This window comes from Mucilaginibacter lappiensis (genome assembly GCF_900155965.1).
GTDB classification, from domain to species: Bacteria; Bacteroidota; Bacteroidia; order Sphingobacteriales; family Sphingobacteriaceae; genus Mucilaginibacter; species Mucilaginibacter lappiensis.
Map to the genome: position 1 here is coordinate 123,453 of NZ_FTMG01000001.1, position 23,047 is coordinate 146,499.

Sequence of the window (23,047 nt, forward strand, 5' to 3'; positions counted from 1 at the left end):
TGTAACATATATATCATATAGATTTGAGTCACCAATATTTACCGAATAATAATAATTTTTCAATAAAAATACTGAACGGAGCCCCTGCAATTTCCGAACAGGATTATTATGCTCTTTTGCAAACCATTTAATAAACCATATACTAAATTTCAAATTATGAAAAACAAGAAAATCAGCTCTATGCTGATCGCCATCGGCATGGTTGCTGGAAGTATATTTTTGTACCAATGTAAAAAATCATCAAATCCGGAAAATGTGGCATCCGACAATCCTGCTAGTTCCGGAAAGCTGTCAACATCAGCAGTAACTACCTTTGTGCATCCCGGCGTATTAAACACACAAGCCAGCTTAGATCTGATTGGTGGCCAGGTAAATGGAGGCGATGCAACCCGTACAGCCTCCTACCAAAAAGTACTGGATTACATTAACAGCCATTCCTATCCTACCTCGTTTCCATCTACAGTAGTGGTAGGATCAAACGGAGCTACTACCCCGTCCAAAGATCAGATCCGTAAAGATGCCGAACTGGCATATGCAACAGCTTTGCGCTGGGCCAAAACAGGCACAGCCAGCTATGCGCAGCAAACCATCGCTATCTTGAATGGCTGGTCATACAATTTTCAAGGTTATGGCTTAAAGGATTCCTCCACCAATCCTAATCAGCCAGATTTGGAAGCTTCATGGACAACGCCAAGCTTTGTGGCCGCGGCTGAGATCATCAGGTATTACAAAGTTAACGGAGTAGGTTCGGGTTGGTCGGCTGCGGATATTAACCAATTCAGTAGTTTTCTGAATCTGGTTAAAAATAATTATATTAACAACACCCCTACCACGTACAATAACAACTGGGATGCCTCGGCAGGATATGCAAAAATGGCTATTGGTGTATTTTTGAACAGCGCTACTGTATTTCAAAATGGTGAAGATATGATCAAAAACTATCTGCCTATAGTTATACAAAGCGATGGTACACTCCCTGAATTATGCGACAGGCAAGATTGTGTTCATTACCAGTACACTTTAACTGCATTGGCATATGCAGCTCAGATTGCCGAAATCCAAGGCGATAACTCCATCTGGACAGCCAACTCAAGCAGGATCAGTGCAGGATATGATTTTATGAGGAAAGCTTACAATCAATCTACAGGCTGTAATTACTGTACAGTTAACAGCCCCGTATTTCCCGGAACAGAGGTTGCTTATAATCAATATAATACCGCTAACTTAAAATCATTAAGAGAGATTAATCCGCCAAATGGTGTACCTAATGATAATACCTTTTTAGGATTTACAAGCTATACACATTTCAATGTATCCGGCTTATAAAAAATAAGCTTTAAAGCAAAAAAGCGGCCCTGTAATATTACAGGGCCGCTTTGCATATATATGGGGTGGAGTTATTTTTATTTCCAGCCACCGCCAACGGAGCGGTATAGGTCTGATACAGCGTTTAAACGTGCATTCTTTACGGTTGCCAGATCAAGCTCACTTTGCAATACATTGCTTTGAGCAGTGATCACTTCCAGGTAAGTAGCCTGTCCGTTTCTGAATAATAAGTTGGCATTGCTGGTAGCTTTTTGTAAAGTACTAACACGGTCAGCAATAATGCCTTGCTGTGTTTTCAGCTTTTCAATCTTCACTAAAGCGTCAGATACTTCACCAACAGCATTTAAAACAGACTGCCTGAACTGTAAAACAGTTTTTTCGCGATCAACCAGTGCAACCTTGTACTGGGTTTTCAATTGTCTATGCTGAAACAATGGTTGAGCTACAGCACCGGCTACAGTACCGAACAAAGAAGCTGGGATAGTAAACCAGTTGCTTGCTCTGAAGGTATTTAAACCACCTGTTCCGGTAATAGTTAACGATGGATACATGTTAGCCTGTGCTATGCCTACGTTTGCATTAGCAATAGTTAAGGCTAACTCCGCGCTTTTCACATCCGGTCTGTGGCTTACTACTACAGATGGTACGCCTGCTGATAGATTTTCAGGTATAGCTACCTCTTCTAAACGAACGGTACGTTCAATCCTGTCAGGAAGTGAGCCAGTTAGTATTTTTATGGCATTCTCCTGAATAGCGATATTCTGTTCAAACCCCGGAACCAACTGAGCTGCAGCTAAGCGCTGAGCATCAGCCTGTTGCACAGCTAATAATGTAGTTTGACCTGCATCAAATTGTAAACGGATAATACGCAAAGTACTGTCATTAAGCCTTACATTCTTTTGTGCTATAGCTAGCTGATCATCCAGCATCAATAAATTATAATAACCTTGTGATACACTGGCTACTATGTTAGTTTGGAGCAATTTTTTAGCTTCGGCTGTTTGAAGGTACGATGCCAGCGCCGATCTGCTTTGATTGCGGATCTTGCCCCAGATATCGGCTTCCCAGGTCAGTGCAAGGTTAGCATTGTAATCCTCGATGTGTTTGCTGCCAATATTGTATTGGGTTAAACTTAAACCGGTAACACTGTTATTTGAAGGACGGTTGGTATTAGCCGTTACGTTCAGGTTAAGCTCAGGAACATAGTTCCATTTTACCTGTTTAAACAGTAACTGTGATGCTTCGATGTTTTTAACAGCGATCTGCATATCGTAATTTTTAGCGATAGCGCTATCAATTAATTTTTGCAGCGTAACATCTGTAAAAAAACTCTTCCATTGAACATCAGCAATACTGCTGGTATCACTGGTGTTAGCTGCATTTCTGAAATTAGCAGGCAGCTCTGCTTTTGGAGTGGCCACATCCTTTGATACTTTACAGGCGCTTATAAAGGCAGCCATCAGTATTAAAAAGGAGTATGGATTTATATATCGTTTCATTTTCTTTTAATTTTTAGCTATGCCTGATTAATTTTTAGCCAGTTCAAAGTCTGTTACATGAACATCTTTACCATTAGTATTCGATGGCGCTTTTGGTGTTCCTGAAACTTTTTCCTGCAAGTATTGGAATATCACAAACAGTACCGGTATGATGAATAAACCCAGGATTACGCCTGAAAGCATACCACCTGCTGCACCTATACTGATGGAGTGGTTACCTTGTGCAGATGGCCCTGTAGCGATACTCATCGGGAACAAACCGAATACGAATGCGAGTGATGTCATGATGATTGGCCTTATCCTTAACCTGGCTGCTTCTATAGCTGAATCAACCAAAGTATGACCTGCTCTTCGTCGTTGTACCGCATATTCCACAATAAGAATGGCGTTTTTGGCTAACAGACCAATGAGCATGATCAGGGCTACCTGTACATAGATGTTGTTTTCAATACCGGTTAAACCTAATACCACAAACACACCAAATATACCTGTAGGGATGGAAAGTATTACCGCCAATGGCAAAATGTAACTTTCATACTGTGCTGATAATAAGAAATATACAAATATCAAACAAAGCATAAATATCACAGCCGATTGCCCGCCTGAGGAAATTTCCTCACGTGTTTGGCCAGAGAACTCATAAGCATAGCCATTTGGCAATTGTTCTTTAGCTGTTTCCTCTATTGCCTTAATAGCATCACCTGAGCTGTAACCTGGTTTAGGAATAGCCTGAACCTCTATAGAGTTAAACAGGTTGTAACGTGAAGCAGTTTCTGAACCATAAACACGGGTTAGTTTAACGAGTGTGTTAATAGGCACAGTTTCTCCTGCCTTGTTTTTAACAAATACACGATCAATAGATGTAGGGTCGGTCCTATCGGCAATATCAGCCTGAACTATCACACGGTAGTATTTACCAAAGCGGTTAAAGTCTGAAGCTTGCGCAGTACCAAAGTAAGCCTGCATTGTTGCTAAAATGTCTCTGACACTTACGCCTAATTGATTAGCCTTTTCATCATCAACTTCTAACTGTAATTGAGGATAATTGGCTTTATAAGAAGTAAAGGCATAAGCAACTGCCGGTTTTGCCATTAGCTTTCCTATAAAGTTATTGGCTACGCCGCTAAATTTATCTAACCTGCCATTGGTTCTATCCTGGAGCTGTACGTCCAATGCTTCTACGTTACTAAATCCAGGAACAGTTGGAAAGCTGAACACGAAGAAGGTACCGCTTGGTATGCCAGCTAATTTCCCTCTTATTATATTTTGTATATCATCAATATTCTTAACGGCGCCCCTGTCTTTATTAGGTTTTAACAACAGGAAGATCTGACCCGCTGATGGGCTGTTGGATAGTGTTAAAAAGTTAAAGCCAGACAACGCCATCACAAATCTTGCTGATGGTAAAGCTCTCAACTCTTTTTCGGCCTGGTTAATTATTTTACTGGTATTGGCTAATGAAGTTCCGGATGGCGATGAGACAGCGATAGCCACAAAGCCCTGATCCTCAGTTGGAATAAAGCCTGTTTTTGTTTTGTTCACCAGGTAAACTGTAGCAACAATTATTAATGCAAGCCCAGCCATACTGATCCATTTATTACGGATAAGAATTTTTAAGGCCCCAACGTACCTGGTGGTCATATAATTAAACCCTCCATTAAAGCCTGCGTAAAATTTATCAACAAAGCTTTGCTTAGGTGCTTCGTGGCCATCTGCAGTATGCTTATTCTTTAAAAATAAAGCAGCCAGGGCAGGACTTAAAGTTAAGGCGTTAACAGCCGAAATAATGATGGCTATAGACATTGTTAAGGCAAACTGCCTGTAAAATATACCTGTTGAACCTGTCATGAAACTAACCGGTAAAAACACCGCCGCCATAACCAATGTAATAGATATAATCGCACCGCTAATTTCGTGCATAGCCTCGGTAGTTGCCTCTTTCGGGGTAAGACTCGGGTCGTGCTCCATTTTGGCATGCACCGCCTCCACTACCACAATCGCGTCATCCACCACAATACCGATGGCTAATACGAGGGCGAACAAGGTTAAAAGGTTAACAGAGAAACCGAAAAGGTTCATGAAGAAGAAGGTACCAATAATGGCCACCGGAACCGCTATGGCCGGTATCAATGTTGACCTGAAATCTTGCAGGAATATAAATACTACGATAAATACCAGTATAAAAGCCTCTACCAATGTATGCTCCACCTGGTCAATTGATTCATCAAGGTCGGTTTTGGTACGATAAAATTGATTGTATTTGATACCTACCGGGAAATCCTTTGATAGCTTTACCATCAACTTATCAATGGCAATCTGGATTTCGTTGGCGTTTGAGCCCGACAATTGTATAATACCAATAGTAATACCTTCGTATCCGTTTAAACGGTTCACACTGCTATAGCTATAAGCGCCCAGTTCAACACGAGCTACATCTTTTAAACGTAACACAGAACCATCTGCATTTGCACGGATAGCAATATTTTGATACTCCTCTGGCGTAGTAAGCTTACCTTTATATTTAATTACATATTCAAATGCTTCATTACTTCGCTCCCCTAACCTACCAGGCGCTGCTTCCAGGTTTTTGTCCTGTATGGCGGTCATTACTTCAGCGGGAGTAATTTTGTAAGTAGCCAACTGAGTAGGATTTAACCAAACACGCATGGAGTAATCCTTAATACCACCAAATACACTGGCAGAACCAACACCCGGAATACGTTTGATTTCGGGAATGATATTGATCTGTGCATAGTTGTTTACAAAAGTCGCGTCGTATTTTTTAGGATCTTCTGAGTAAATACCCATAGCTCCAATAAAGCTATTTTGCTGTTTGGTAGTAGTTATACCATATTGTACAACTTCTGCAGGTAACTGGCTTGTTGCTTGTGAAACACGGTTTTGAACGTTCACCGCCGCCTGATCGGGGTTGGTGCCTTGTTGAAAGTAAACCGTGATACCCAATGTACCGTCATTACTGGCAGTGGAAGTCATGTAGGTCATGTTTTCCACACCATTAATTGCTTCTTCCAATGACGGAGTCACGGAACGTAAAATAGTCTCGGCATTAGCGCCCGGATAAACAGCTGAAACCAATACCGACGGAGGTGCGATATTCGGAAACCGCTCTAAGGGCAATTTTGTTAAACCAAGCACACCAACGATCACCAATAATATGGAGATAACTGTTGAGAGTACTGGTCTTTCTATAAATTTCTGAAACATGACTTTAAAGTTTAAGTGTATGTATTATTTTTTTGTTACAGCGGCGTCAGCTACTTTACCTGTAGCCTTTTGAGGTTGGATCACCATACCCTCCTGTAATTTATCAACACCGCTTAACACAATCTGGTCGCCTACTTTTACGCCGTCTTTAACCAGGTAATTGTCGCCGTTTTTACCAACAATATTAATTTCCTGTTTTTTCACCTTGCTGCTATCACCCAGGGTAAATACAAATACCTTATCCTGCATATCAACAGTTGCTGATTCAGGTATTATTAAAGCATCTTTATGTTCCAGGCTCAAGCGAACTTTACCGGTGTTACCAGAGCGTAACAAACCTTGCTGGTTAGCAAAAGTTGCACGAACGGTAATAGCGCCGGTGTTTTTATCAAACTGGCCGTCGATCATATCTATTTTACCTTGTTTAGCATACTCAGTACCGTCTGCCAATAATAAAGATACTGCCGGCAGTTGTTTTAGTTTATCGCCCAGGGTTTGACCAGGATATTGCTCTTTAAAGTTTACAAAATCTTTCTCGCCTAATGAGAAATAAACGTGTACCTCATGTACGTCTGATAGTTGAGTAAGTGCATCAACATCTGTTGGGGCTACTAAACTTCCTTGTTTTTTAATTAACCTGCCAATGTAACCACTTACTGGCGCTTTGATCAGGGTATAACCCAAATTGATCTGAGCGGTTGATATGTTTGCCTTAGCTTGTTCAATGTTTGCTTTCGCAACCTGATTGGTGGCTTTAGCTGTTTTTAACTGATAGTCAGAAACTACTTTGTTTTCAACTAATGGAGTTAACTTATCAATTTCCAGTTGTGAATTAAGCTGGGTTGCTTCGGCAGCATGTAAAGCGGCAATCGCGTTATTTAAAGCTGCGCGGTAAGGTTGCTCGTTAATTTTAAAGATTGGCTGGCCTGCGCTTACAAAAGCGCCTTCGTCAACAAATACTTTATCTAAAGCACCACTTACTTGTGGACGTATCTCTACATTAATAGTACCTTCTATTGATGCAGGGTATTCCTGGTAAGTAGTTTGTGTGCCTGCTGTAACAGCGGCTACGGGTAAAGATGGCGGTGGTGGAGCCTGCTGTGTTTGAGGCTTTGAAGAACAACCATATAATGAAAGTGCTAAAAGCGCTAAAATGAAACTTTTCATAAATAATTAATTTTTGATGATGATAAATGATAGAGATTGAAATGACCTAATGGTCTGCATATATGTTGATTGAGTTATGTTCATGTGTATATGATCTTGTTGTATGCAGCTAACGCCCCTGGTAAGCTGTGCTTGTTTTAACAGTTTTAAGCTTCTTAATGCTGTTAATGAGTAATAGGTAAAAGTTGATGTCCATGATTGTATATATTTATGTGCTTGATGGATAGATGTTTAAACTTTATATGTTTAACAGTGTTAAATAATTTAACACTGTTTTAATATGGGCAAATTTTTAAACCCTTTCTATTGATTTAATGATTGTTCCAATGGCATCTTTTAATACTTGTTGGTTCATTTCATCAGAGTAACCTCTACGCAGGATATTAATTGATATTAATCCGTGTACTACAGACCAAAAGGTATAATACTTTAAACAGACCATATCCTTGGTTGGGTGTTCAATGTGCATGAGTTCAATAATAGCCTGACTGAATTCATTGTACGGCCCTTCTGATTCTTCGAGAGTTGCCACCATATCGCAGCAGCAATTCATTTCTACCCCGAACATCAGTTGATAAAGCTCCTTATTCTCCATTGCGAAATCCCAATAAGCCAACCACATGGCCTCTAACTGTTTTGCCGGCAATTCATGTTTGGCTCTCACCTCTTGTAAGTCACGGGTTAGTATCAGGTAACCTTTCCGGGTAAGCTCTAACAGGATAGCTTCTTTGTTGGCAAAATATTCATATATAATAGGCGCAGTGTATTCAATCACATCGGCAATTTTACGCATGCTCAAAGCTTGCCAACCCTCCTCTTTTACAATCTGGAGAGAAGCATCCAGAATATTAATCCTGGTTTCTTCTTTTAAGCGTTGTATCCGTTCTTTGCTTGCCACTTTTTTACTTAATTAAATTATTTAACAGTGTTAAATGATTTTACAAAAACAACCGGGTTTTATTTCAGTTCCCGGTTTTTTCTAACGACTGTTAATTCATTTAACAGCGTTAGGCAAAAGTATAAAGGATCTAAACTTTATTTACCATCCTTTTGTCAAATTCATTTCATTGAATTGTCACGTAAATCGCTTTATACGTTTGTTTTACTCAATAGGTAAACCAACTGCCCTAAATGATATCCCTGGTGAATGGTTCTGTTAATCAGAATATTCAGTTTGTTACGATGTGGCTCTCGCTCAAAATCATCAACTGATATAGCACTATGTTTGGCGAACCAGGCTTCTGCCGGTAATGCTTCCATCTGTTGTTTAAGCAGTGTGTTCACATTAGTCCAGTAAGATTTCAGTTCTACTATAGATGGTCTTTCGAGCTCTGCGGCTTCCGGATTTTTCACAAACAGATTATCCAGCTCAGGATGGAGCCTTTCACCCAGTTCCAGGTAAGTGAACATACCATCGCTAACGGCGGTGAGATGCCCCAGCAGATACACGCCGCTGTTACGACCGGGTGCTGTTTGCGCCGCCAGTTGCTCGTCGGTTAATTTATCCAATAAAGTGTTGAGTCGGGTATTTTGCAGTTCCCAGTTAGATATAGCTACTTTAATTGCTGTGTTCAGCAGTGATAGCGCATTGGTTTCGGTTATAATATTGCTCATGTTGTGGTGGTTTTTGATGATTAAAAGCCTAGTGTTTTTTACCGGACTTTTAATTTGATACAATTATAATTCAAATCCATATTTTTTGGCCCATCTATCTTTGATCTCAGCACGAGATTTTACAAACTCATGATCTGTTCCCTGGGCCACGGCATCCAGCGGAAAGCGCAATGGATTATTGGACAACCTCAGCTTCGGTTTGTGGTTTGAGTTTTGATACCATAACAATGATCAACGCTCCGAAACCCGCCACTATGCCAAAAGCCCAGCGCAACCCTGCCGCCTGTGCTATAAAACCAACCGCCGGCGGTATAATCAAAAAGCCAAGATAACCTACGGTTGATATGGCAGCTAATGCCTGCCCGCTATTCATACTTTGCGATTTGCCTGCCATACTAAATACCAAAGGCACCACACAGGATACCCCCATCCCCACCATAGCATAACCTATATATACTGTATAATTATGTGGTAAAAGAACAGAAAAAAGCAACCCGGCCAATATTAAAATACCACTAAAACTAAGCACCTTCTTTATACCTGCGGATGCCACCAGCTTATCACCCGTAAAACGCCCGATGGTCATGGACACCATATATATTACAAATGCAGCCGTTGCTGCTGATTTTGAGGCATGGAGTACTTTTTGAAAGTAAATGCCGCTCCAATCGTACATGGTATTTTCACAGGCCATGGATGCGAAGCAGATCAGTGAGAATTTGATCAGGTGCTTATCGGGCAAAGTAAAAACCGACCGGTTGATTTTATTAACGGGCTTTTCATAGTAAGCATGGGGATAAAAGATCAGTGTTATAATGATCATGCTTATCCCTACAAACAGTAAATGGTAAGATGGGGCTACATTAAAAGATACCATCAAATATCCTACAGCCGCACCTGCAAAACCGGCCATACTCCAGATACCATGAAATGTAACCATGATAGACCGGTCATAAAAGCCCTGTATGCTCACAGCCTGTGCATTTACCGATAGATTAAATATATTACGTGCCGAGCCAAAGAAAAACAACAATACTACCAATTGCCATACATAAGCTGTAAAACCTGGTAAGCAAAGTAAAAGGTTAAAAGTAATAGCTCCCACCAACATAATGCTCCGGCTGCTGAAATGCTTTAACATTTTTGCGGTTATGGGTATGGTAAGCATCAAACCAATAGGCAATGCAAATAATACCGCACCTAACTGTCCCTCATTAAGATGTAATTGTTGCTGTATGGATGGTATGCGTGAAGCCCAGGATGAGTAGCCAAACCCCGAAATAAAAAAGAATACCCCGCAGGCCATTCGTAATTTCAATTTCCCGCGAGCTGTAACCTGATCCATACCTGTATTAAAGGGGCAAAAATATAGATAATTTACAAGCATGAGGTAATATTACCAGCTTATTAATATACTCTGATAATCATGCGCTTTGTATAATACCGTAATAAGTTTATCCGTCAAATGCAATTTTGACCTATTTGTTTGTGTCAGCAGGTAAATAGCATTATTTTTGGTAACACAACAAGCATTCTATTAAAAAAAATGAAAACCAGCAGCATGTCCACTGAACCTACTTATAAAGCTGCCCGGGTTGTAGCACCTTCGGTTGAAAGACATTTTAAATATTTTCATTCATTGGTTAACACCGAGGTTGATGCCAATGTTGTCGCCCCTACTCCTGATATTAGTATCATTGAAAATATAATTGATATAGCCTTTTGGGCAAGCTTGCGCCGGGAAGAAGGATATTCGCCCAAGTTTACGTTGGCATTTTTACCTCCTGAAAGCGCTGGGCAACCTTTGTTGTTTGGTCACAAGATACCGCTTGCCCCAAATATTCTCACCAAATTCGCCTCCGCTGTTCAGCAGCCAGGCATACATTTAGGGGTATGGGTTGAAGACGGCGAACTTTATCTTTGGGGCACTACGCTGGCCATACCCGCTTATTGCTTTGTATTGGAAGTGATAGAACCGGGGCTGTTGGTGATCAAGCACCGCAGGGTTGACGGTTTTGGCAAATTTGTGAACATCGTTATATTAAAAGGTGATGACATTAAGGTAGTAGATGAACAAGGCTCAACCCTTTCCGACTGCCCTACCATCCTCACTTCCATGCTTGATTTTACACTACCATCCTCCTGGAACGATCCGGTGAATGTACTTGTACAATTGGCGGCTTCTATGCAGGCACATCGTCGTGGTGGAATCTTATTGGTAGTTCCTTCAGGAAATGATGACTGGAAGGAATCGATCATTACACCGATATCTTATCCGGTATCCCCAGCTTTTTCTGGACTAACCGACCTCATGATACATGAGGGGATAGAAAAATACCACACCTCCTGGCAGGAAAAACTGCGCCGGGCTGTAGATACCATCGGTGGACTAACCTCTATAGACGGAGCAACAGTAATAAACGACAAGCATGAGTTGTTGGCCTTTGGCGCTAAGATTGGCCGGTCCTCTAAAAGCGTTCGTGTTGAGGAGATTATCGTTACCGAACCTGTAGTTGGTTGCTCTACTCAAATAATCCACCCGGCACAAAATGGTGGTACGCGGCATTTATCAGCAGCTCAATTTGTATTTGATCAAAAGGATGCTATAGCCCTTGTAGCTTCTCAGGATGGCCGGTTTACCGTTTTTGCTTGGTCGCCGGTGGTGAATATGGTTCATGCGCATCAGATAGATATTCTTTTACTCTGAGCTTTTAGGCGAAAGACTTACGAGGTTTTAAAAACTAAGTCTTAAAATCACTTTATTACTCAAAAAGTGGGCTTACATGGTTTACACTTTTTATGGTTCAAATTGACTTAAATTATTGATAATAAATAATTTAAGTCAATTTTATGCAAAAATCATGTAAACCCACTTTTTGTATAAATATTACGGGTTAAGCGTCAATTTAGTAGTTGGCACAACTTAGTACGTACGCCTATATAACATAGAGAAGTATTAGTAAGCAAATAAAAGCTTACACCATTCTTCAAGGATTTTAATTAAGATGAAGCGCTTTCTTAACCGCCATCAAATCCTTTGTATTTACTTTTAAAGCAGAAACTGTTATAACTGACGAAGCCGGAACCAAAACTATTTGAACATCAAACTTTAACTGTAAAATAAATTCCTTATCTGGATCCTCAATATGCATCCTTACACCTTGTTTTTCGGTTGTAAAGTAAACGTTGTTATAATACGCAATTAGCGGATTAGTATTGCCATTAGCTGGATACCATATACCTGCTTTGTCTAAAGGATTTCTAAAATAAGTAAAAATCAGCCCGCCATTATACGCTTTCTTATATGCAGAGTCGGGAAGAGTAAACAATTTGCTATATTGATAATATAATTCACTCCTGATAGCTAACGTAGTTGTATCAACTGATTGGTTTAAGAAAATATAACTTGATACGTTAGCATTGCCTGTGGCACCAGTTGCTCCGGTAGCACCTGTGGCACCCGTGGATCCTGTTGCCCCGGTAGCACCTGTAGATCCTGTTTCCCCTGTAGCGCCTGTTGCACCTGTAGCCCCAGTTGCACCTGTTACTCCAGTGTCCCCTTTAGCTCCAGTTGGCCCCAGTGCCCCGTCTTTTCCGCAAGACTGTAATAGTAATACCGCAAATAATAAATAAAGAATAGATTTTAATTTCATGTGATAAATTTTCGGCAATTATAAGCAAACTGAGTGGGATATTTTTGCTATAAAATCCGAATATTATACAGGCAATTTTTTTTTATAATAAGTATAAAAATGGCAATACTGCTCTACCTATTTGAGGTTTTTCAAGCTTATGCAAATTGAATTTGGCCAATCATCAAAATCTGAATCCTATAGATATATAAGGCAGCGCCCCTTCTTTAGAGAAACCAACCACCCCCTCAATTAATACCAACTGAGCAGGTATCAGATAGATACCTCCGCCGTAGCCATCATGCCATTGATCAGATGATTCGCCAGGTTGCCAAACGCGTCCTACATCATTAAAGCCGATGATACCTAAAGAGCCCGGTAAAAGATATGAGCTAAAGTCGAGCACTTTCAAACGTAATTCCAGGTTATTGTAAGCAATGGTTTTGCCCGTGAACCTATTGGTATGAAATCCTCTGAAATTTTGCGCCCCTCCCAGTTTCATCAACTGAAAATAAGCTGCATCGCCTACCGTAGTACCCAATCCTGTACGGTTAGCTATTACTAAAACAGAATCCCTATCAGGGTTTAAATAAAAGCTAAACTCAGAAAGGACTTGTCCGTAGGTATTATGACTACCGGAGCCACCGCCCGAGAATCCACTGATAGTTGTATTCCATAATACACCCTGGGTAGGTATAATCAATTTGTTACGCGTATCCAGTTTGGCATTTGCTATTACTCCTCCGTAAACTTTGGTTCCGAATACCTTTTCATTTGGGTATGCTTGATTATAATCATTCAAAAAACGCCCATCGTTGTTTGATGCCTGACTATTATAAAACTGCCCGGCTATACCCGCGCTTATATTCCAGTTACCATAAGTGTGATGTAAAGAAACATCGCCGGTAACATAATCATACCGGTTACGATAATAGGATATTTGATGATCTCCTTTATTTTCAAAAACCGTATTGTTGCCTATTCCAAAGAAGTTACTGAGGTTATTTGGCCCCCTCGACAATATATTAATACCAAAATCATTATTACCAATCAGCTTTTTCCACTCAGCTACGTAGGTGAACAATAACGACTTTCGCTCGAGCGAGTAATTGGTTAAAAATTCTTCCCTGAAGGAATAAGGTTCTTTCCGGAAACCATGTTTTTCATAGGAAAAACCGCCAATAAGCAGTATACCGATATCGTTACTGTAATTAGCTAAAATAATAGGTTCAAAACGGTCAAATTTATAGCTGGTTTTATCGTAGCTGTTTACCGTGGTATCAGTAGAGGTTTTATTTTTTGCCTGGGATGGTGGTGGCAGCTTATTCTGCTGATCGGAACGATCATAGATGTATAGATTGCGTTTATTGTGCAAACTATCATTCACCGCAAAACTATCCATTCCATCCCCCCCAACCATACGCACTTTTATGGGCGAAGGTTGGCTACCGGTAACCGAAAAAACATCATCACCAGCAAAACCATAAAGCCTAACTTCTTTGGTTACAGCGGGTGTAAATGAACGGTGATAGGTTACCTTATCAATGCTGCCATATTTTTTAATCTTATTAACAGTTACAGTTAAATCGCCATTTGACTCATTATGAATAGTGAATTGATCTGTTTTATCACTTGCCGGGATCTCTACCTCGCGCGATATAAAACGATAATATTCGAGCGCTTGTTTAGCAAGCCCGTTCCGGCGTGCTATCATCTTGTTGGCTATCTCCTTACCCGAAAGCTGATAAATGGTATCGGGCATCAATTTCATAGCCTTGTTGATCAGCTCATCGGTCAATTTAGATTGCACAAAGCCAATCTGTTTCTTCCAATCATCCTCACTCAACTGGTTTAAGAAGTAACGGTCGAAATAACGGGCATTAAAATTCCAGCCGTTGATATCCCTGATCTCATTGCTATAACCCTGAAACTTTGATTTTAACCATTGATGGGCCACTATCCAGGGTAATACACCTGATGTTTTGTAATAAACCTGGTCGCGGTCGCGCGGTACGGGTTCATAAACAGTTTCGTGCTTGCCATCTATTTTTTCCCAACGCCATTGATCCTCGTGCCTGTCCCAATCACCCAGGAGCATATCCAGTAGGCGTGCCCGTAAAACCGTTTTTTCATCAACCCGGTTATCGTTATCCTCCTGCAACTTTCGCTGCACTTTTGGGGTATTGTCGGTTTTGTCGGCATCAAGAGGTTCCCGCTCTTCAAATAAAAAAACCTGGTTGGCAAAATCCTTCCGGTAATCACCCAGAGCGGGATCATTCGGCACATAAACAATTTTAGGATTAGAATGCGCGACACCTAATGCCTGGGCTAGCGGCGGCACTGTAAGCGCCGAAAACGGATGTGCCGCTGATACCTGATCCTGCAATATATCCTTAGCAACCGTGGGCCTAAGATCTACCGGTAAGCCCTTTTCGGGATATTTTTGAATAGTTCGTAAAACCCATTGTTGACCGGTAGGATCCTGCAAACGCAATGACTTGGTTTGCTGCCCACCACCCTTTTGCAGGATTTTCAAACCACCTTTTTCTGTAGAAATATGAAATACAGGTAGCTTAACCGGTGCGGCCCAAAGCTTCCGGTAACTTTCGCCCAGGAAAAACCGGTGTGTTTTGCTTACATCATTATAGGTAGGCTCAATAGCCAGTTTTACACTATCGCCCGTAACCTGTGCTTTTAAACTTTCTGAGCCTAACAGAAAAACTCCCGTTAAAAACAGGAATATTAATTTAAACACGTTTTTAGCAGGCGGCATGATATGGTTTTATTTAGCAATAGTAGAACCATTGCATATTACAAAATAGTTTTATTTTTCTAAAGCTATTTCGTAATTAACACCAACCCTAAGCGCTTTTAAGCCGGTAACACCTTGTAATTCTTCCAATTCAAGCTGCTCCAGATCATCCAGTAAAATGTTCTCTTCCTGTAAGTATTTAATGTACTCCATGTATTCGGCCGCTTCTGTCTGGTTAAAATAAACCATGGCAATTTTACCAGGTTGAGTTAGTCGTTCAATGGTTCCGGCTATTAAAACTTTATCAATGCGTTTTTTCACCACCTCGTACCGGATATTATAGGCACCTTCTACATCGAAACGCCTTTCATCGTTCCTGAAACTAATGTCTATAGGGTTTGAGTGTATAAATATCAACTGTGTGGTTTGTAATGGTCTTGAAAGTTGATCGGTTAATCCATATGCAAGCCTGGCAATTTCGGCCATTGATTTAAGCTGCCACAAGCGAATGTTCTTCAAATACAACACATCAAACATCTTTTCCGGCGCTATGGATTGCCCTATATAAATATCATATTCCACCCCATCAGTGCGAAATTTTTCAAAATAGCATGGATATGATCCCTGTACTTCTTCCTGTGCCTGTTCCAGGTAGTGATTGATGGAAGTATTGATGAGCTGCATAGATGCCTCCAGGTTACGTCTGTTGGTGTATGACAAACCATTCTCTTCGCTCAAAGAATCAAAATAACGGTCGATCACTTCTTTTTCATTAGGATAATTTTTCCGGAAATGGTCAAGAAAGGGGTTTACCTCATCCTGTAGAAAACCATCCAGCATTAACTCGTCATTTGTGGTTATAAAGCCGTTCACTTTCTCCAACCACTCCTCGCATTTATAAATCATCCTGTCGGTCAATGTAAGATGGATATGTTTTTTTAATACCGTAAGCGTTTCCATAATAATGGTGAGCAGGGATTTTAGATCTTCCTGCAAAGCACTATTACGCTCGATGGTGGAATTACGAATATCCACAGCACCAAATAAAGGATACACATCCTCAAAAACTATGGTCTCAATTTCCTGATTCTTCTTTTTCCGGTTACTTTTTCGCAGATAATTCCAGGCAACCTCGTTAAATTTCCATTGAACAGATGGTTGCAGCGAGGTAAATTTATCTTTGATGATAGTTTCTATACGAAAGGTGAACTGATCTATACTGTTTTGCAGCAACTGAGCCACCAACGGAATAGCAGCTTGCAATTTTGACAACAACTTTTCATAAAACACGATCTCCTGATAAGAATATACTTCCATAATACCGGCTATCTCTTTATTGTAATAAACCGGAAAAATACCATACGATTTAATACCCGCCTGTTTTAAAACATTAAGAAAGGGATGTTTAGATATCTTTTCGTCAGTAAGTGATCTGAAAAATACAGGTTTCGGATTAAGCTTATAATCATTGGTAATAGCATAAAATGTTTCTTCAGCCAGGTTAAACTCCTTTGCAGATGAAATGAGCACGCTTTGCGAACATTCATTGGTATCAAATATCAACTTGTCATTAACCGTTAAAAAGGGCAATAAGCCAAATTCAATAGCCGGGTTTTCAGAAAGCGTTTTAAGCGAGTCAATAATCAAATCGTACTGATCGGTTTCATTATTGGAATGATTAACCAGCTCATTACGGATGCTTTCTATAGCATGAGGCAGTGTTATATCCGTAAGGGTTATCACGGTAAAGCCCTCAAACTTAAAATTGGAGAGCGGCAGTATATCTTCTAAAACATCTATTCCTTCATAATTATTAATATAAGGCTCAATGATATCAAAATTAATCTCAGGCAAGTCACCAACCAATTTTATATTAACAAACTGCGTGCTGGTCTGGATGTTATAGTACCTTGAAAGCCCGGTTCCGGGATCGGAGTAAGCGAATAGGAGTTCATTTTTTGATACCGTTGAAAAGCCATATAAGCGCTCCAGTATCAGGTTATATATAAACCGTTTTTGCCGCTGGCTAAACAGTTCACCCTGGCTCATATTTACCGCATGCAAACCTGAATGGTGGCTGGAATGGAAATCAAAAAAAGCGTCGGTACTAAAGAATATTTTTTCGGGTACGGGTGTGCTCAAAGCCCAAAAAAATTCTTTTTCATTTAAAATAGGTGGTGTAAGTATACTGTAGATCAGTTCGAGCATTTCCCGATACTTTTCAGCATCTTCGGGGTGCATATTCAGATCAATACAGGTGTCTTTTTCGAATTTGTCTAATACATACCGGTAAAACTCGCTTTTAAGTGTTTTTTCGGTTTGTACGCGCTCCTTCAAATGCTCCACGAATGGATTAAATGACAGGCAGGTATCTACCTGGCATAAAAAACAGTCATCCTTATTTATATTTAAAACTTCGGTGTGCATTATCGTTATAAAATTACCCTGTTAAAAATCTAAAAACTGTTGAAAGATACGGGTACTGCCCTTCTTCAGTTTGGCTGGTTATTCTTTTTGTTGGCGCAGTTTTGCCACAATGTCTATAAATACATTTGCCTTATCAAAGTTATAACTATCAATGGCTTTTGTAAGTAACAGATTTGTAATTAAACAACTGGTATTGAACTCACTATCAAAACCAAAGTATTAATTTAGTCATATTTTTTAGGTTTCTGATACTGCTTAAACAGCTTTTGATTAAACCAACGTCCTGCATACGCCGAACCAATACCCACCGCTGCCCCAGCCAGTACATCGGTAGGATAATGTTTACCCAAATACATCCTCGAATAAGCTACAGATGAGGCCCAAGCGTAAGCTGGTATCGTTACATACCATTTTTTATATTGCATAGACAATGTTGTTGCCGTTGCGAAAGCCAAACTAGTATGCCCAGATGGGAACGACTGGTTATGGGTAGGACTATTAACAAATATTTCATCAGGGTACCTGTCAGCTGGGCGGGTACGGTTAACGCTTATTTTTATAAGCTGGGTAACCAGCACACTTGCGCCCAAATTGATAAAAGTTTCGGTAGCATTTTGTTTTACTGCGGCATTATTACTTGCCAAACCATAAATTAAAGTACCAAACGAAGCAGCCCCAGCAACATAATATGCCGAATTACTGGTATTGCGCCAATAAAGAGAGGTTGGATATCTTGGATTAATACTTTTTAAAATATCAACATCCAAATTTTGTGCTAAACTGCGGCCAGGATTTATAAAGACAAAGAGCCATATAAAAAACAGGAAAAGCCTTTTGTCTTTTATCATTAATTACTTTGTATAGTTAAATTTCAATACGTTGCCTGCGCTAACCAAGTCGCCCTCGTTTGATATATACAGATTGTTGCGATCATCAAACGCAATACCTTCAGGCTGATTAAATAACTTCGGATTGAGGGGATAAACGTTTTTAACATTCCACGCAGCATCGGTAACCACCAGCACTTTATTAACAGATGACAGAACATACCATTCGTTTGTATTTAAGTTTTTAGCCAGGGCAGATGGGCGAAATGCGCCTTTCTTTTTACCGGTTAGCTGCTGCTCGATAGTTTTAACATTTATACTAAAACCACCGGCAGGTTTAGTAGTTCCATCACTTTGCAGTTGTAAAATATAGCCACTGCTTACCTTACGCTTATCATCATCACAATTTTTACAGAGTATGTATAGGCGATTTGTTTTCTCATCAGCATACATGCCTTCGTATTCTCCGGCTGGTATCAGGTCTTTTATTTTTTTAACATCCGGAATCACTTTATTTCGCACCTGATTAAAAGGAAAGGTGAACAATGTGCCGTCACTCCGTAATATGATCATGTAATTATTACAGATAGCAATATCTTCATAATCGCCAGATTTGGCGAAACGGCTTTCATTTACCTTTTTATCGCCCAATTTTAAATAATACACGTTTCCATTCTCATCCTCCTCTGCATATAACGAATCACTTTTACCATGCCTAAAAGCAATCCCTGATATCTCTGTTAAATTAATGGGCATGTTATATTTTACCGGTTTACTCAAATCGTAGCCTTTGGGATTTACTATAGCTTCTGGTTTACTAGCGCAGGACATGCCTAAAAATACCGCAGAACTGGCAAACACCATCATGATCAAAGCAACAATCTTTCCCTTCATGTTGTTGTTTTTAAGCTTTCTCATCAATTTTGTGCTGTAAAAGTTCATATATACCCCGCTGTGATTGTATCAGGGGCTCATGATTTGCAATGCTTATGTTTTGCAAATCTTCATTGAGCATCACTGCCTGCACGTTATCATTTAATTGCAGGTCGATGATCTGCATGATCTCGGCCCTGATAACCGGATCATAAACCGGGAAACATACCTCAATACGTCTGTAAATATTCCGGTTCATCCAATCGGCAGAGCCCAGGAAAACCTCGTGTTTGTTATTGTTATGGAAAATAAATATCCGCCCATGTTCCAGGTAACGATCAACAATACGGCGTACCGTAATGTTTTCACTCATCCCTTCAACGCCTGGTATAATACAGCAAATACTGCGTACAATAAGCGATATTTTCACACCGGCCTGTGATGCCTCATATAATTTGGAGATCAATATACGCTCTTCCAGGTTATTTAGCTTGATGGTGATAGCACCCTGCAAACCTTTCTTAACATGATTAATCTCCCGGTCAATCAGCTCGATAAAGCGTTCCTGTAAATTAAACTGGGCTACCAACAGATGTTTAAAATCGATAGGATAACCTTCGGATGTTTTTGCTTTTTTACCCAGGAACATAAACAACAACTCCATTTCACGCAATAAGGCTGGGTTGGCAGTCATTAAAATATGATCGGTATAAAAGGCCGCGGTGCTTTCGTTAAAGTTACCGGTGGCCAGCAGACCCGCGTATTTAATCCGGCCGTCCACCGATCTTTTGACCAAAGCGATTTTAGCATGAACTTTTAACGCCTTGTCACTATAGATAATCTCCACGCCGGCAGCCTTCATTTTTTTGGCCCATTTGATATTGTTGGCCTCATCAAACCGGGCTTTAAGCTCCACCATTACTCTCACTTTTTTTCCATTGCAAGCCGCACTGATCAAGGCGTTTACAATACGTGAATCACTGGCTACCCGGTACAGGGTAACTGATATTTCCTGTACGTCCTTATCAATGGCTGCCTCGTTAAAAAAGCGAAGTATATTATTATACGATTGATAAGGCGCGTGAAAGATATGGTCATGATCTGCAATATGATCAAACAACGATTCCTTATCAATCAAACCTGCATTGACGATCGGTGGCCACGGGGTATAACGTAAACCAGGCAAACTAACAGGCAGCCCCATCAAATCCTTCAAATTATGGTATACGCCCCCCTCAACCACGCTTGAACCCTGCAAACCCAACTTTTCGGTTATGGAATGCAGCGTACGCAATGGGATGCCAGGCTGATGTAAAAAGCGCGTGGCCATGCCCATATCCCTTTTGAGTAACTGTTTTTCGATCTGTTCAGACAGGTCGCCATGATACTCGTCCTTTAGGTCGAGCTCAGCATCACGGGTTATTTTGAAGCTATAACACCCGCTTACTTTCTCGTTAGTGAACAGCCTGTCAAGATTATATCTGATAATATCATCCAGAAATATAATATACTGCTGATCATCTGCCTGTACGCTATAAAAACGGGGCAGTTGATTGGAGGGTATATTAAGCAGTATTGTTTTTTCCTTTTCACCCTTTACATCCAAGGTAATTAAAAAATACAGACGATTGTTTTCGGGGAAAAACTTTTTACCTGTCTCGGAAAGATCAACGGGCTGCAAAAAAGCCATCACCTGGCTAAAAAAGTAATCGGTTACTTTATCCTGAACCACTGCGGGAAACGGTTCATTGAACAGCAGATTTACCTTATTTTGTTTTAGTAAAGGAATAAGTCTGCCGGTAAATACTTGTCCAAACTTTTGTTGCTGCCGTTCAATTAATTGCTGAGCCTCCAGTAAAACGTCTTCTTTTTCGTGTGTAGCACCTTTAGCCAGCTTGTTAACAGCCAGTATAACAGGCATCCTTACCCGGTAAAACTCATCCAGGTTAGAAGAAAATATCGAAAGGAAATTCACTCTTTCCATTACAGGCAACTCTTCCTTTTCGGCCTCTAATAAGATGCGTTCGTTAAATAGCAGCCAACTCAGGTCCCTGTCAAAAAATGAGTAATGATCCATAAAAGCAGAAATTTTGTTTAGCGTGATACGGTTTACTCTTATAACATTGATGAAATAGCGTATGCTATAACAGAAATAATAAGCCCGAACATGAATATATTGTAGGATGCCCTCAGTAACCTGTATTTTTTACCTAAAACAACTCCCTGAGAATAATTATCACGAATAAGGCTACCGTACAGAAAATCCTTATCGTCCATCATTTTTTCCATGCCTTCACTGTATTGCTCAAACGGCATCCGGTAAAAGTTTCCAAAAAAGAGCAGGTTTACGCTTTTCTTTTCAATGTCATCATGCGTAAACACTCCGCCTGGTATTGACGGCCGGGTGGCCAATATCGAGAATATCATGGTGAGCAAACTTACACTAAGCAGCATAAAAGTAGGTATAAGCAGGTTGGAATGCTCATCAAGCTTACGCAAAACCAAACTGATAATAGCCGATAAAATAATAGAGTTTACGGTGATCATAATATGCGCCTTGTTATCGGCCATATTACTTAAGCGCTGATGGTTGGATGAACTTATGCGAAACATGGTTTCAATTCCCTTTTCTGGCTTTTCATCCTTGTCTTTCTCTTTATGCTTTTTATCATGATGATCATGTTCATCTTTATCAGCTTTTACAATGGCTATATCTGTGTGGCCAGTTTCGGTTACCTCTTTTTCTTCAGCTTTTTCCTTTTTTTCGGCTTTTTCTTCCACATCGGTTTGTTTGTCTTTTAATTTAGCCAGGTTCTTTTCCTTTTGGTCATTAAGCAGCAGGCGGCAGTAATCGGTAAAATAATGATGCGATTCTAATAGCGCAATATTACCGATCCGCCAGGTTTCTTTATCAATTTCAACGTGTCTGCAGGCTTCCAGCTCCTTGCGCATCATCTTGCTTTTTTCCCTAAAATCATCTGTGCCCAGGTGAAACAAATCAGCATCGCACAAAATTTCTTCCAGCAGATTGGTTGGTTTTTGGGGCATTTCGGTAGCCATGATACAGGTATTTACCCTATCAATTACCGCGTTATCTACTTTTTTTTGTTTCAAGAAATGGGTTGCATTCTCGCTGCTTTTTACCTCATGGTTGCTTTTATCCACAAAGTAGCCGGTATCATGAAACCATGCTGCAGAAAGTACTATAAAAAATTCCTCGTCAGACAGTTGATAATGATTAGCAATCTGTGTAGCAGCGGCAACTACGTCTTTGGTATGTTTAAGATTATGATATGCAAGTTCGGGATCATGGTGCACATCAAAATATGATATGACTTCATGTTTTACCTCTTCTAACAACTGTTGAAATTTCATGATAGCTTTTTATGGTTAAAGTAATCAAATTTATTTTAAAAATTAATATTTCCAACAGGCTGTTAAATGTTCCCGAGATATTATTTGATGCACCGGTCTGAAAACTTTTTAAACCTCAAATTTTAACACTTTTTTAGTTAAAACAGGATAAAAATGACCGTTTTTTATCCGTTTTAACAAAGTTTTAACGCCATTTTAACACTTTTTAACAAATCTTTGACGGGTTTTGAAAGGTTTAAAAAGTATTAAATAATTGACAATCAAATAACTACATAACAAACGGTCGATTTTTAGGCTATTTCATCTCTTAACAAAACGGCCTTGTTTTCT

At 40.0% G+C, this 23,047-nt stretch carries 15 protein-coding genes; 2 read left to right on the forward strand and 13 right to left on the reverse strand.

The window, feature by feature from the left end; all coding sequences use genetic code 11:
• Window positions 1-156 precede the first annotated feature (156 nt).
• Window positions 157-1,326, forward strand: coding sequence for an alginate lyase family protein (locus tag BW976_RS00545; protein ID WP_084191990.1), 1,170 nt, complete (start codon window positions 157-159; stop codon window positions 1,324-1,326).
• A 77-nt stretch (window positions 1,327-1,403) separates the two neighbouring features.
• On the opposite strand, the gene BW976_RS00550 is transcribed toward BW976_RS00545, so the two are convergent.
• The 6 genes from BW976_RS00550 to BW976_RS00575 all read right to left on the reverse strand — a co-directional run bounded on the left by BW976_RS00550 (window position 1,404) and on the right by BW976_RS00575 (window position 10,218).
• A complete protein-coding gene (locus BW976_RS00550) occupies window positions 1,404-2,825 on the reverse strand; it encodes a TolC family protein (RefSeq protein ID WP_076369350.1) in 1,422 nt (473 codons plus the stop codon).
• Between the two features lie 27 nt (window positions 2,826-2,852).
• Entirely contained in the window at window positions 2,853-6,050 is a 3,198-nt protein-coding gene (locus BW976_RS00555) for an efflux RND transporter permease subunit (protein WP_076369352.1), read from the reverse strand.
• A gap of 24 nt (window positions 6,051-6,074) precedes the next feature.
• Entirely contained in the window at window positions 6,075-7,217 is a 1,143-nt protein-coding gene (locus tag BW976_RS00560; RefSeq protein ID WP_076369354.1) for an efflux RND transporter periplasmic adaptor subunit, read from the reverse strand.
• Window positions 7,218-7,509: 292 nt separating this feature from the next.
• A complete protein-coding gene (locus BW976_RS00565; RefSeq protein ID WP_076369356.1) occupies window positions 7,510-8,115 on the reverse strand; it encodes a TetR/AcrR family transcriptional regulator in 606 nt (201 codons plus the stop codon).
• 191 nt (window positions 8,116-8,306) lie between these two features.
• Entirely contained in the window at window positions 8,307-8,831 is a 525-nt protein-coding gene (locus BW976_RS00570; protein ID WP_076370571.1) for a DinB family protein, read from the reverse strand.
• A 175-nt stretch (window positions 8,832-9,006) separates the two neighbouring features.
• Entirely contained in the window at window positions 9,007-10,218 is a 1,212-nt protein-coding gene (locus tag BW976_RS00575; RefSeq protein ID WP_076369358.1) for an MFS transporter, read from the reverse strand.
• Between the two features lie 159 nt (window positions 10,219-10,377).
• On the opposite strand from BW976_RS00575, the gene BW976_RS00580 reads away from it, so the two are divergent.
• Entirely contained in the window at window positions 10,378-11,538 is a 1,161-nt protein-coding gene (locus BW976_RS00580) for a putative sensor domain DACNV-containing protein (protein WP_245834587.1), read from the forward strand.
• Between the two features lie 289 nt (window positions 11,539-11,827).
• Here BW976_RS00580 and BW976_RS29170 read toward each other — a convergent pair whose 3' ends face one another.
• From BW976_RS29170 to BW976_RS00615, 7 genes are all read right to left on the reverse strand, one after another.
• Complete coding sequence (locus BW976_RS29170; protein WP_175614003.1) at window positions 11,828-12,484, reverse strand: hypothetical protein; 657 nt, start codon at window positions 12,482-12,484, stop codon at window positions 11,828-11,830.
• A gap of 163 nt (window positions 12,485-12,647) precedes the next feature.
• Window positions 12,648-15,236, reverse strand: coding sequence for a BamA/TamA family outer membrane protein (locus BW976_RS00590; protein ID WP_076369360.1), 2,589 nt, complete (start codon window positions 15,234-15,236; stop codon window positions 12,648-12,650).
• A 51-nt stretch (window positions 15,237-15,287) separates the two neighbouring features.
• Window positions 15,288-17,642 carry a hypothetical protein gene (locus tag BW976_RS00595; RefSeq protein ID WP_076369362.1) on the reverse strand — a complete coding sequence of 785 codons (2,355 nt, stop codon included), beginning with the start codon at window positions 17,640-17,642 and terminating at the stop codon, window positions 15,288-15,290.
• Window positions 17,643-17,866: 224 nt separating this feature from the next.
• The gene (locus BW976_RS00600) at window positions 17,867-18,490 is read right to left on the reverse strand and encodes a phosphatase PAP2 family protein (RefSeq protein ID WP_076369364.1); all 624 of its coding nucleotides are present in this window, start codon (window positions 18,488-18,490) and stop codon (window positions 17,867-17,869) included.
• 3 nt (window positions 18,491-18,493) lie between these two features.
• Window positions 18,494-19,363, reverse strand: a complete 870-nt coding sequence (locus BW976_RS00605; RefSeq protein WP_076370575.1) for an SdiA-regulated domain-containing protein — start codon at window positions 19,361-19,363, stop codon at window positions 18,494-18,496.
• Between the two features lie 10 nt (window positions 19,364-19,373).
• On the reverse strand, window positions 19,374-21,419 hold the full coding sequence (ppk1, locus tag BW976_RS00610; protein ID WP_076369366.1) for a polyphosphate kinase 1: 2,046 nt from the start codon (window positions 21,417-21,419) through the stop codon (window positions 19,374-19,376).
• A 38-nt stretch (window positions 21,420-21,457) separates the two neighbouring features.
• A complete protein-coding gene (locus tag BW976_RS00615) occupies window positions 21,458-22,717 on the reverse strand; it encodes a Pycsar system effector family protein (RefSeq protein ID WP_076369368.1) in 1,260 nt (419 codons plus the stop codon).
• Window positions 22,718-23,047 lie beyond the last annotated feature (330 nt).